We start from the raw sequence: 12006 nt of genomic DNA, 5'->3' as shown, positions 1-12006 counted from the left end.
ATTGTAAAAGCCTTACTTGAGAACGGACAGTGCCGCTTCGTAGTTAGGCTCCTCAGCGATTTCCTTGACCAGTTCGCTGTGCAGGACGGTGTCGTTTTCATCCAGCACCACAACCGCGCGAGCGGTCAGGCCTTTCAGCGGGCCGTCAGCGATGGCCACGCCATAGTTTTCGATGAACTCGCTGCCGCGCAGAGTCGACAGGTTCTGTACGTTTTCCAGACCTTCAGCACCGCAAAAGCGTGCTTGGGCGAATGGCAGGTCAGCGGAGATGCACAGCACCACGGTGTTGCTGATGTCGTTGGCCTGGGCGTTGAACTTGCGCACGGAGGTGGCGCAGGTCGGGGTGTCGACGCTTGGGAAAATGTTCAGGACTTTGCGCTTGCCGGCGAAGTCTTGCAGGGTGACGTCGGACAAATTGCCGGCTACCAGGGAAAAGGCTGGCGCCTTGGAACCGGCTTGTGGCAACTGGCCGTTGACTTGAACCGGATTGCCTTTGAGGGTGACTTGAGCCATGACTTGAGTCCTTCTGTTTTTTGATTGGAAAGCATGCAAGAGGCGGAAGTTAACCACGAAATCGGCTGACGACCTATGCCCTGTTGGAAATTGTTGGGTGCTGAACGGTGACATTGTATACAACCCACCGCAGCTTCCCTGTAGGGCTGAGCCTGCTAGCAAAAGCGTTGTGCCAGGCAGCACATTCGAAACTGATACACCGAAATGCGAGCAGGCTCACTCCCATACTGAATACGAGTCCAGTGTGGGAGCGAGCCTGCTCGCGAAAAGGCAACCGGCCTTACTGCATCATTTGGCTTCAGATTTGAGTTTCAGATACGACTGATGCAGATCGCTCGCCCAGCCATCGATCACCGCTTTCATGTCGTCGGCTTTCATCACCTGGGAAGAGTTTTCCAGCGGTTTGCCGGTACCTTTGCGCACTACCTGCGCGATGACATGATTGGTCGCGCCGTCCATGAATACCGCTTCGGTGGCCAGCGTGGTTTCCTGGTCGCGGATGCCAGAGGCCGTACTTACCGCTGCGGCGACCAGTGCGATCGGGATCACTTCATAGACTTGCAGGCCTTCGGTCTTGCTGCTGACTGCGGTAATCGCCGGACGCACCACAATTACGCCCGGCCCGGGACCTGCGGCCAACGGCAGCGATTTGCCGAGTTCGCGCTTGAGCGCCTGATCGTAATAACTGGTTATGCCATTGAGAGTCTGCTGGGGGATTTTCTCGGTGGCTTGCGGCTTCGGGTAGAGCTGGCTTGGCTCTACGTAAACGCTGGTGAATTTATTGATGTCGAGTTTCGGGTCCATCCAGCGCATCACCTCGGCACCAGAGGGTGACTTGGCCTCCTTCAGCTGGCTGTAATCCTTGAGAAAGCCGGAATACTGGTCAGGCTCGACGGTTTTGCTGGAACAACCCACCACGCCAAGGGTGGCAATGCACAGCGTGCCCATCACGACGGCTAGCTTCATGCTGTAATTCCTTTGAGAAGGCCAAGACATTTTGCATAGGGGAGATACAGGTATAGCCAAAACCCCGGCAAATGCGATGGCCAATTGCAAAGTTCACATCCGACAGCGCGTGTGCCTCGCCAACCGGTATTACCAGGACGATGTCTCGCCACTGCGCAACGCCATCTCTCGCCGGCTATTGGCGCGCATCGCCTTGATCAGCGATACCGTTCCCACCAGCAGAATCGCCGCACCAAACAAGAAGTCGATGTTGTATAGCTGGAAATCTTCCACCGGCCCGATCAGCAATGTACGCACCACCGCAATTCCCACCAACGTCGCGAGAAAGTCGATCCCCGGTTCATCGCGGTAGAACACCAGCATCAGTGGCAGGCACAGCACCAGCAGAAGCAACAGCACCACGACCTTGAACGAGCCTTTGCGTTCGACGCTGAACGCGCACTCATGCGCCCCGTACGGCTTGTAGTCCTCATCGCGGATCATCGAGTTTTTCTCGTTGATGTAGTCGGCGCGGTTGTACTTCTGGATCGGCGTAAAGGTGTTGGACATCTCCATCAGCGTGGTGATGTTCTTGAAGCGCAAGTCGATGCGCTCGCTGCCCTTGAGGTAATACAGCACCGGTTTATAGCCGTAGCGATAGGTATCGAAGGGGAACGCGGCAGTCTGAGCGTGCACGCCGATTGCGCGAGGCTCAAGTTCGGCGAAGGCGCTTTTATTGGTCGACGAGAGGTTGCGGCTCAGCGGCTGCACCTTGACCTGCTCGAGGAAGATCGGCGTGACGCCGAACGACCACTGCAGCGGTTCCAGACGCAGGCGTAGTTCGTTGCGGCCCAGGTCGTAGCGGTTGAAGGTTCGTTCGGAAACCACCAGCGAGCCGCCAACCATGAATTCGCCGCGCAGGTTGTTGGTGACGCGCAAGGTCAGTTGATCCTTGCCCAGCAACGCCGCTTCACTGGTCGGCGGCGTGCCGCACCACGCGGTGCTTTCGCCGACACCGCCGAGCTGGCCGTTGCGGTTTTCCTTGAATACATAAAAGTAACTGGCCCACAGCGTCAGCAGCAAAAGCGACGCCGTGAGACCGAGGATTTTTTTACCCGGACTCACTGATCAGACTCCCTTCTTCGGTTCCATCGTCCAGCCGAAAACCCGCTGGCGACGGCGACTCTACCAAAAGGCCATCAGTGACCCAAGGGAAAATGCCGGATTGGCACCGAACCTAAGGGTTTCCCCGGTCTACGCCTCACTCCTCCTGCGGATGTGGCGCTGGCCCGGCGTCATGCTCAGATTGCTTGAGGGCTCAGGTGATGGAGATGCTTTTTGATGCGCTGGGCGTGATGTTTTTGTGGCTGGCGGCGGGCTGCCCTCACCCTAGCCCTCTCGCAGAGGGAGAGGGGACTGACCGAAGTGTTTGTAGGACTCACGTCGACCTGAAATATCGCGTCGAGCTCAAGTTTTGAACATCACTCGGTCTGCCCCCTTTCCCCCTCGCCCCCTTGGGGGAGAGCGCTGGGGTGAGGGGGTAAGCTTTTGATCTTAACCGCGATCGCGAGGTATCAGGCTCTGCAATTGCTGAGCAAGGAAATCGGCGTCGAAGGCAAACGTATCCGGATCCTTCAAGCCATTGGTCTTGCGCCACTGCCATGCGCCATCCGCCAGGCCAACCAGGGAAATGCTCCCGTACCGCGCCGCCGTCAGCCCCATCACTGCCAAAGAAATCTGCCCGCCGCTGCCCATCACATCCGGCACAAATTCCACCGGTTTGCCGGCAATCACAATGCTCAATTTTTCCGTCTTGAACGTCGAGGTTTCCACCGGCACGCTCGGCCCGGATGCGACATACGCCTCGCGACTGACCTCCAGCAGATTGGGCGCCTTGACCGGTTCAAGCCATTGTTCGATCTGGTCGAACAGCGCGCCAATCCGAGCCGCCCAAGCAGCCGATTGCGTGGTGAACAGTTGCTTCTTGTGCGCTTCGCTTTCGGCATAGTGGCGCAGCATCTCGCCCAGTTGCTGTACGTCGTTCATTGCGGTGTTCCTCGGAAAGGGCCTGCGAAGGGTGATAGTGGCAGATCCCCGGCGCGGCGTACGTTTAGTTCTTGCAGATGCACAGTTGCGGGAAAGATCGGCGGTACAGTCAGTCGGTACTGGCGTCGAGTCTCGAACAGAAGGAAACTTCAGGCAGCCCTGAATGCTCGACACTGACATTTGCTTGAGGAAATCCAATGCGCACCATCGGCCTTATCGGCGGCATGAGCTGGGAGTCCAGCGCCGAATACTATCGCCTGATCAACCAACAGGTTCGCGAGCGCCTCGGCCCGTTGCGCTCGGCGCAGTTGCTGATGTACAGCGTCGATTTCGGTCCGGTCGAACAGGCCCAGCACGCCGGGCGCTGGGACGATGCAGCGGCGATTCTGGTGGATGCCGCGCGCAGGCTTGAAGCCGGTGGCGCAGAATGCGTGGTGCTGTGTACCAACACCATGCACAAGGTCGCCGAGCAGATTCAGGCCGCGATCAGCATTCCGTTTTTGCACATTGCCGAACCCGCCGCGCAGGCTGCACTGGAAATCGACGCGCGCACCGTCGGGTTGCTCGGCACCGCGTTCACCATGGAGCAGGACTTCCTCAAGCAGCGTCTGATCGCCCAAGGCCTGACAGTGCTGGTGCCGGATGATGCCGAGCGCAAAGAGGTGCACCGGATCATCTACGACGAACTCTGCGTGGGTGTGATCAGCGAACAATCGCGAAAAATCTACCAAGGCGTCATCGAATCCCTGACCGCCCGTGGCGCCCAAGCGATCATCCTCGGCTGCACCGAAATCGGTCTGCTGATCAAACCCGAACACAGCGCCCTGCCCCTGCTCGACACTACCGAGCTGCATGCGCAGTCGGCAGTGGCGTTCGCACTGGGCGACTGACTCAGGGTTTCGACGAACCGCGCAGACGGGCCATGCTCAACGTGTCGACCCACTGTCCGTCGCGCACCGCGTAATCACGCAACAGCCCTTCGGTCTCGAAACCGAACTTGCGGTAGAGGCCGATGGCTGCCTCGTTATCGGCGTAGACCGTGAGTTCGACGCGGTGCAGATTCATCCAGTTATCGGCGACCTCCAGCGCCGCCGCCAACAACATCGATCCGACGCCCTTGCCCTGCCAAGCCGCCCCGACTGCCATGCCGAAGCTGCCGGCGTGGGCGCGGCGCATGCGGGAATAAGCTTCCAGGCCCAGATTGCCGATCACCACGCCTTGGTCCAGGGCAACCAGTTTCAGCGCACGTTCGTTATCAGCCTGAAGTCGCTGGCGCCAGACCTCGGTGGATTGAAACGGCATTTGCAGCACTTGCCGTGCAACGACGAGGTCGTTGTAAAGCGCGGTGATACCTTCGAGGTGGGATTCGTTGGAGCGTTCGAGATGGATCGTGGAGGTTGGGTCTGACATGGGATCGGTCCTTGATCAGCGTGTGGCTGGTCACTCTAAACCGCTGATCTGGAATCTGGCGAGATGAAATTGTGGGAGCGAGCCTGCTCGCGAAAGCGACCTCATAGCCAACACCTGCTTCCCGGCAAAAACGTCTACCGTGCTGTCGCCAATTTTTTGTTTTTTAAACGCCGCTGTTTAAATGACACCTGCTGACACGCCTTCCAGGCTACAAATCCTTGCGTCGTTGTCTACAGCCAAGCCAGAATCCGCCGGCTTGTGCGCCTTGGGGGCGGGTTCTATTGTGGTGCGGTCGCTGACGAATCAGCGATCGGGTCTCGCAGCCCGTCGATCTCTGGACGCACAACACCCGCTGTTTTTATGGCGGCTGTACGTGGGAGACCTTCGGGTCTGCCGGTTCTAGAGTCCCGGTCTGCGACCCGCGTACAGCTGCCACCAACCATTTCGTATCGCAGCGAAAGGTGGCGGCTCCGTCGACTCTAGGAGCTTCACCATGATCAAACCCACACCCAACCCACCCCAAACCGACCCCACCTCTCCCTACGAATCCCTCGACTCAAAAAAACTTCACCAAGCCGCCGACCGCGCCCTCGACCACTACTTCTGCCCACCCGGCTCCACCCCGCCGCCCTTCAGCCCCCGCGCCATGTACGCCGTCACCGCCGACACCAAAAACGAAGACCTTCTGGCCAACGCCTGCGAAACCCTCGCCTCAGCGAAAACCATCGCCCAGGAATTCGCCGGATTGGTCAAGCCATCCCAGCGCCGAACGCTGATGGGGATTGCGCAGTTGATCATGCTCGGCGAACTGGCGGTGAATCGGGTGCTTGATAATCTGGAGTTGCCGCAGTAGCGGGCCTTTGATGATCGTTCCCACGCTCTGCGTGGGAATACCTCAAGGGACGCTCCGCGTTCCAGCTCTGGTGGGGACGCAGAGCGTCCCGGGCTGCATTCCCACGCAGAGCGTGGGAACGATCAACGCGTAAGCAATGAAGATTCCTGTGGGAGCGAGCCTGCTCGCGAAAGCGTCGGAGCAGTCAGCATTGCAACCGAACATTACGACAAATTCGCAAGCAGGCTCGCTTCCGCAACTGCCGCGCGGACAAGATCCGGCAAGACCGCTCGTCTGAATACCGCCTGTACCTGTCAGATCTGACAGGTGTGCTTTTTTTCAAACTGGAGTGAGATGGATCCCATTCAATGCACGGCACGGCACGGCACGGCAAAATTCTCAGGGAGCGCTTCCATGGATATCCAGTCTTCGATTTTCAACGAATTGTTTGTCTTGTATCCGGTCATCATCAGGGGCTGGGTCACACCGGTGAAGCCGCAGGGCATTGCCCAAGGCGGGATTCCCAAGGTGCTTTACGATGGCGAGACGCAGGGTCTGGAATGTCTGATAGATCCGTGGACGGAAATGCAGCTCGCTTCCTGGACCATGGCCGCTGATGACCGCGTCGATCTGTACGTCAACGACAACCCTACTCCCGCAACGGGCAAGACCGTTGCCCCGGGCGAAGAACAACAGCGGGTGCGCTTGTACTTGCCCCACGGCTGGCTCAATCAGGGCGTCAATCGCCTGTATTACAAGGTCACGCGCGTAGGAGGTAACGATGAATCGTCTCGGGACACGCTAGCCCTCTACCATTTGCGTCTGCCGGAATCTCTGGATCTGATCATTCCGCCGGAAGTAGTACGTGAAGGCGTGGGGCCGGAGCTCGCCGCACGAGGTGTGACATTTGCGTTTACTTACACCAACCGACGCCACTTCGACTCCATCGTTTTTGCGCTCGGCGATACCACCGTGCGCTTCGACGTGCCCGACGCGCCGGCCCCGGTCAACCTGACGCTGTTCACCGATACCTTCCAGCGTGCCGGTGACAATCCGAATGCTGTGGCGGAATTCAGAGTATTTGACCAATTGGGCAATGCCGTCATGTCAGGTGAAAAGCGCGTGGACATTCACCTCGGTCGCCTTTCTCTGCTGGCACCACCGTCCGTGGCATGAACGGCAATCAGTTCAGTCCGACCACTCCGGAAATCAGAGTCCTAGTACCGCAGGGTTCGTTACTGCCCACCGACACGTTGTGGGTGAACTGGCAAGGCGCGACGGCTGTCCCTGAAGGCTCCTACCCAAGCCCACCTCGGCTGGTCAGTGCCGGCCTGGAGATTGCGGTACCGCGCTCGGTGCTCGCCTACAGCCTGGGCCAACGGGTTGCAGTCAGTTATTTTATCGACCGCGACGACAAACCCGTGGAGTCGGCTGTGTTGCTGCTGGACATTCTGCCGCTGCCGGCAACCGCTTTGAACTCCCCGAAAATTGTCGAGGCCGATGCCAACAATTTTCTCGACATAACGGCGCTTGGCACCAAAAACGCAACCATTCATGCGCTGCTGCATACCTTGATTGAAGCCGAACAGCCCTGCTGGCTGCGGCTAGAGGGCAAGAAGGCGGACGGCACTGCACATGACTTGACTCTCTGGGCTGGGTTGCCAGCTAGAGTCAACAGCACTTGGATCAACCAGGGTTTCTGGCCACAGACACTGGCAAACAGTTATCTCGTTCAATTGGGGCATGGCACGACGCTGACGCTTAAATACCTGGTGGCGCTGGACAAGAGCAATATCGAAACGAACGCAGTGAAATTTCCGAATCGGGTTTACACGATCAAGTCTGTAGAACTGGTTGTGCCGACACTGGACAGGGTATTGGACTCGAACGGTGAGGAAGTGCTGGAAGGGGGATGGACGGTCAGCACTAGCTTAACGTTGTCGGGAACTGCCAGTAAGGGACTGGATATCGAGGTGTTCGATGATGATGGGTCGAGCACGGTTGCCAAAGGCCGAGCGACGGCGGATCCGCTGACGGGAATCTGGACACGGGAAGTAACTGTTGCTGAAGGGAAGCACCGGTTATTTGCGAGATCGTTGTATCACAGTGGTGAGGTGGATTCTGACGCGCGGAGTTTTACGGTGACAGCGGATGTTGCGCCGACGATTGATTCGGTTAAAGGCTCTCCGAGTGGCAATGACATTAGTCATGGAGGCGTCATCGTTGAAACGGCTGTGGACCTCACTGGCACAGCGGCGAAGGGCGAGAAAGTCCAGATTCTGGACAATGGCGAGTATGTAGCAGAATCCTCAGCGGATACCAATACGGGCAAATGGGTTCTGGAAATCACAGGGCTGACAGAAAAAAAACATAGTTTTACGGCAGAGGTGAAGTACGGCCCAGGACAAAGCTCAGCCACATGGACGCTTACGGTAACGGCGCTGGTGATACCCTCCCTAACTAATATAATTGACGATATGGGTATGGACATTCCCAGCGGCCAAACTACCGCAAGCACGACATTGACACTCAAGGGCAAGGCAAGCAAGGGTTTGAAGGTTGAAATATTTGATGATAATGGTACGAGCGTTGAATCAAAAGGCGATGCCACAGCCGAGGCGTTAAATGGCACGTGGATGCTGCGACTGTTTGACCAGCAACTGGGTGCTCACAACTTCCACGCCAAATCCAAATACAGCGACGGCCATGTATCAAATTTCCACAAATTAACAATCGTTAACTATGTAGAAGAAACCTTTGATGACTTGCCTACCGGGCCTGCAACGGAAACTCCGACCATGTTTATATCTGGAACCGTTAGCATCCAAAAGAATTACCACTTCGCACCTGGTTACCCGACAGGTCACGCACTTACATCAGGCAGCTTCATTTACGAAAATCAAACATGCCGCATGCAACTTAAAAGGAGCTATAAAAGAATCACACTATTAATGCACTCTTCCAGCATCAGAGCACCTGGACATATACGCATTTATCGAGACAATACATTAATAAAAACCATACCAATCCATTACCTTGCCGGCAACACATCGGACTCACTCCAACTTACAGAAGAAGGAGGAATTGACCTTGTAGAAATTTATGGAAGTTATCTGGGGACGGTAGGTGCCTTTCAAATTGACAGCGTCCGAATGTATAAGTAATCGTTGGCACATCATGCAGATTTGCCGCGATGACTGCGATTTATTAAGTAATGGATATGGTGGTTGGGCTGACGTCATCGGGTGCACAAAAGGGACAGATTTAATTAACCAGTGATTGATGATCGTTCCCACGCTCTGCGTGGGAACGATCAACGCGTAAGCAATGAAGATTCCTGTGGGAGCGAGCCTGCTCGCGAAAGCGTCGGAGCAGTCAGCATTGCAACCGAACATTACGACAAATTCGCAGGCTGGCTCGCTCCCACAACAACCGCGCAAACAAGAGCCGGCTCGACCGCTCGTCTGAATACCGCCTGTACCTGTCAGATCTGACAGGTGTGCTTTTTTTCAAACTGGAGTGAGATGGATCCCATTCAATGCACGGCACGGCACGGCACGGCACGGCACGGCACGGCAAAATTCTCAGGGAGCGCTTCCATGGATATCCAGTCTTCGATTTTCAACGAATTGTTTGTCTTGTATCCGGTCATCATCAGGGGCTGGGTCACACCGGTGAAGCCGCAGGGCATTGCCCAAGGCGGGATTCCCAAGGTGCTTTACGATGGCGAGACGCAGGGTCTGGAATGTCTGATAGATCCGTGGACGGAAATGCAGCTCGCTTCCTGGACCATGGCCGCTGATGACCGCGTCGATCTGTACGTCAACGACAACCCTACTCCCGCAACGGGCAAGACCGTTGCCCCGGGCGAAGAACAACAGCGGGTGCGCTTGTACTTGCCCCACGGCTGGCTCAATCAGGGCGTCAATCGCCTGTATTACAAGGTCACGCGCGTAGGAGGTAACGATGAATCGTCTCGGGACACGCTAGCCCTCTACCATTTGCGTCTGCCGGAATCTCTGGATCTGATCATTCCGCCGGAAGTAGTACGTGAAGGCGTGGGGCCGGAGCTCGCCGCACGAGGTGTGACATTTGCGTTTACTTACACCAACCGACGCCACTTCGACTCCATCGTTTTTGCGCTCGGCGATACCACCGTGCGCTTCGACGTGCCCGACGCGCCGGCCCCGGTCAACCTGACGCTGTTCACCGATACCTTCCAGCGTGCCGGTGACAATCCGAATGCTGTGGCGGAATTCAGAGTATTTGACCAATTGGGCAATGCCGTCATGTCAGGTGAAAAGCGCGTGGACATTCACCTCGGTCGCCTTTCTCTGCTGGCACCCACCGTCCGTGGCATGAACGGCAATCAGTTCAGTCCGACCACTCCGGAAATCAGAGTCCTAGTACCGCAGGGTTCGTTACTGCCCACCGACACGTTGTGGGTGAACTGGCAAGGCGCGACGGCTGTCCCTGAAGGCTCCTACCCAAGCCCACCTCGGCTGGTCAGTGCCGGCCTGGAGATTGCGGTACCGCGCTCGGTGCTCGCCTACAGCCTGGGCCAACGGGTTGCAGTCAGTTATTTTATCGACCGCGACGACAAACCCGTGGAGTCGGCTGTGTTGCTGCTGGACATTCTGCCGCTGCCGGCAACCGCTTTGAACTCCCCGAAAATTGTCGAGGCCGATGCCAACAATTTTCTCGACATAACGGCGCTCGGCACCAAAAACGCAACCATTCATGCGCTGCTGCATACCTTGATTGAAGCCGAACAGCCCTGCTGGCTGCGGCTTGAGGGTAAGAAGGCTGATGGCACTGCGCATAATCTGACGATCTGGGCAGGATTACCGGCCAAGGTCAACAGCACTTGGATCAGGCAAGGCTTCTGGCCGAAGTCGCTGGCTAACAGCTATCTCGTGCAATTGGGGCATGGCACGACACTGACGCTTAAGTACCTGGTGGCGCTGGACAAGAGCAATATCGAAACGAACGCAGTGAAATTTCCGGATCGGGTTTACACGATCAAGTCTGTAGAACTGGTTGTGCCGACACTGGACAGGGTATTGGACTCGAACGGTGAGGAAGTGCTGGAAGGGGGATGGACGGTCAGCACTAGCTTAACGTTGTCGGGAACTGCCAGTAAGGGACTGGATATCGAGGTGTTCGATGATGATGGGTCGAGCACTGTTGCCAAAGGGCGAGCGACGGCCGACCCGCTGACGGGGATCTGGACACGAGAAGTAACTGTTGCTGAAGGGAAGCACCGGTTATTTGCGAGATCGTTGTATCACAGTGGTGAAGTTGATTCAGGCGCGCGGAGTTTTACGGTGACAGCGGATGTTGCGCCGACGATTGATTCGGTTAAAGGCTCGCCCAGCAACGTCGAAATACCTGAAGGAGGTTCAACGTCGGATACAAGTGTGACGCTGACAGGGAAAGCAGCCAACGGATTGAAAGTGAATATTCTGGACGGATTGACCTCCATTGGCGGCCCCACAGCCGATCCTGCCGATGGTGTTTGGACGATGACAGCCACTTTCAGCGTAGGCCTCCATGAAATCACCGCTGAGGCAGCGTATGGCTCAGGCAATAAGTCCGCAGTCAGAAAATTCAATGTTGTGGCTGCGCTGACCATCGACGAAAGTGTTATGAATCTAGACGCAGTGAAATTCGTACAAAGCTACGGCTGGGGCACTAAAGAAGTTCCCGGAAACGTTCTGACTCGTCAGGCACAAGGTGGCACTCCACCCTACACCTATCAATCAGATAATCCGGCCGTGGTTTCAGTGACATCTACAGGAAAGGTTACCGGATTAAAAAATGGCACAACAACGATTCGAGTGCGCGATGTCTCAGGCGCCGCCGTTTCGTTTAGTGTGAATGTTAAAAACGTTTATCGAATCACCAAGGGAAGTACGACGTATATCGGCGATCCTGGAGGCATTGCCGCGCAGCAATGGATCGGAAGCCAAGGTGGCCTCCATCTCGGCCAAATCCACAACGTTTGGCACGCCGCAACCCTTAACGCTAACTTCACAAACGTTTTCGGCGATTTGTTCGAGAGCATTCAATGGGGAAGCCCATTGTCATCGTGGGTGTACACTCACGGTCTCCCCAATGGGACTAGGTATATGTCCTGGTCAAATGGCATATCCTTTCACACCGGGACCTTTGCCCCCCCATTTCGGGCACTGTTCGTTGTCCCGACATGATGGTTGAAACTGTCCAATCGGCTTATTGATTTAAAGCCACCTGTCGCC

10 protein-coding genes are annotated in these 12006 nt (G+C 56.5%); 5 read left to right on the top strand and 5 right to left on the bottom strand.

Annotated features, from left to right (window positions below):
* Nucleotides 1-12: 12 nt before the first annotated feature.
* From tpx to PSH90_RS13160, 4 genes are all read right to left on the bottom strand, one after another.
* The gene (gene tpx, locus PSH90_RS13175) at nucleotides 13-513 is read right to left on the bottom strand and encodes a thiol peroxidase (RefSeq protein WP_076563099.1); all 501 of its coding nucleotides are present in this window, start codon (nucleotides 511-513) and stop codon (nucleotides 13-15) included.
* Between the two features lie 288 nt (nucleotides 514-801).
* Nucleotides 802-1479, bottom strand: coding sequence for a DUF3313 domain-containing protein (locus PSH90_RS13170; protein WP_071172345.1), 678 nt, complete (start codon nucleotides 1477-1479; stop codon nucleotides 802-804).
* Between the two features lie 129 nt (nucleotides 1480-1608).
* Nucleotides 1609-2583, bottom strand: coding sequence for a hypothetical protein (locus PSH90_RS13165; RefSeq protein ID WP_150635397.1), 975 nt, complete (start codon nucleotides 2581-2583; stop codon nucleotides 1609-1611).
* A gap of 429 nt (nucleotides 2584-3012) precedes the next feature.
* The gene (locus tag PSH90_RS13160) at nucleotides 3013-3504 is read right to left on the bottom strand and encodes a hypothetical protein (RefSeq protein ID WP_252878121.1); all 492 of its coding nucleotides are present in this window, start codon (nucleotides 3502-3504) and stop codon (nucleotides 3013-3015) included.
* 197 nt (nucleotides 3505-3701) lie between these two features.
* Between PSH90_RS13160 and PSH90_RS13155 the strand changes: the two genes are divergently transcribed.
* Nucleotides 3702-4394 (top strand): aspartate/glutamate racemase family protein, encoded by a 693-nt coding sequence (locus tag PSH90_RS13155; RefSeq protein WP_236168885.1) that lies wholly within the window; start codon nucleotides 3702-3704, stop codon nucleotides 4392-4394.
* A 1-nt stretch (nucleotide 4395) separates the two neighbouring features.
* Here the strand turns inward: PSH90_RS13155 and PSH90_RS13150 are convergent, their stop codons facing one another.
* A complete protein-coding gene (locus PSH90_RS13150) occupies nucleotides 4396-4914 on the bottom strand; it encodes a GNAT family N-acetyltransferase (protein WP_305383049.1) in 519 nt (172 codons plus the stop codon).
* A 493-nt stretch (nucleotides 4915-5407) separates the two neighbouring features.
* Between PSH90_RS13150 and PSH90_RS13145 the strand changes: the two genes are divergently transcribed.
* The 4 genes from PSH90_RS13145 to PSH90_RS13130 all read left to right on the top strand — a co-directional run bounded on the left by PSH90_RS13145 (nucleotide 5408) and on the right by PSH90_RS13130 (nucleotide 11958).
* Nucleotides 5408-5767 carry a DUF6124 family protein gene (locus PSH90_RS13145; RefSeq protein WP_252878118.1) on the top strand — a complete coding sequence of 120 codons (360 nt, stop codon included), beginning with the start codon at nucleotides 5408-5410 and terminating at the stop codon, nucleotides 5765-5767.
* Between the two features lie 393 nt (nucleotides 5768-6160).
* Nucleotides 6161-6922 (top strand): hypothetical protein, encoded by a 762-nt coding sequence (locus PSH90_RS13140; protein ID WP_305383048.1) that lies wholly within the window; start codon nucleotides 6161-6163, stop codon nucleotides 6920-6922.
* Nucleotides 6919-8910: an Ig-like domain-containing protein gene (locus tag PSH90_RS13135; RefSeq protein WP_305383045.1), complete on the top strand. Its 1992-nt coding sequence runs from the start codon at nucleotides 6919-6921 to the stop codon at nucleotides 8908-8910. The genes PSH90_RS13140 and PSH90_RS13135 overlap by 4 nt, the downstream gene beginning before the upstream one ends.
* A 435-nt stretch (nucleotides 8911-9345) precedes the next feature.
* Complete coding sequence (locus tag PSH90_RS13130) at nucleotides 9346-11958, top strand: Ig-like domain-containing protein (protein ID WP_305383044.1); 2613 nt, start codon at nucleotides 9346-9348, stop codon at nucleotides 11956-11958.
* Nucleotides 11959-12006: the final 48 nt, after the last annotated feature.

Source organism: Pseudomonas sp. FP1762, assembly GCF_030687105.1.
Taxonomy (GTDB): domain Bacteria; phylum Pseudomonadota; class Gammaproteobacteria; order Pseudomonadales; family Pseudomonadaceae; genus Aquipseudomonas; species Aquipseudomonas siliginis.
This window is presented reverse-complemented; position numbering and strand designations above follow the sequence as displayed.

What these genes read in the sequence shown, in the direction of transcription:
- tpx (WP_076563099.1), bottom strand. Translation starts at nt 513, where the DNA reads ATGGCTCAAGTCACCCTCAAAGGCAATCCGGTTCAAGTCAACGGCCAG.
- PSH90_RS13170 (WP_071172345.1), bottom strand. Translation starts at nt 1,479, where the DNA reads ATGAAGCTAGCCGTCGTGATGGGCACGCTGTGCATTGCCACCCTTGGC.
- PSH90_RS13160 (WP_252878121.1), bottom strand. Translation starts at nt 3,504, where the DNA reads ATGAACGACGTACAGCAACTGGGCGAGATGCTGCGCCACTATGCCGAA.
- PSH90_RS13155 (WP_236168885.1), top strand. Translation starts at nt 3,702, where the DNA reads ATGCGCACCATCGGCCTTATCGGCGGCATGAGCTGGGAGTCCAGCGCC.
- PSH90_RS13150 (WP_305383049.1), bottom strand. Translation starts at nt 4,914, where the DNA reads ATGTCAGACCCAACCTCCACGATCCATCTCGAACGCTCCAACGAATCC.
- PSH90_RS13145 (WP_252878118.1), top strand. Translation starts at nt 5,408, where the DNA reads ATGATCAAACCCACACCCAACCCACCCCAAACCGACCCCACCTCTCCC.
- PSH90_RS13140 (WP_305383048.1), top strand. Translation starts at nt 6,161, where the DNA reads ATGGATATCCAGTCTTCGATTTTCAACGAATTGTTTGTCTTGTATCCG.
- PSH90_RS13135 (WP_305383045.1), top strand. Translation starts at nt 6,919, where the DNA reads ATGAACGGCAATCAGTTCAGTCCGACCACTCCGGAAATCAGAGTCCTA.
- PSH90_RS13130 (WP_305383044.1), top strand. Translation starts at nt 9,346, where the DNA reads ATGGATATCCAGTCTTCGATTTTCAACGAATTGTTTGTCTTGTATCCG.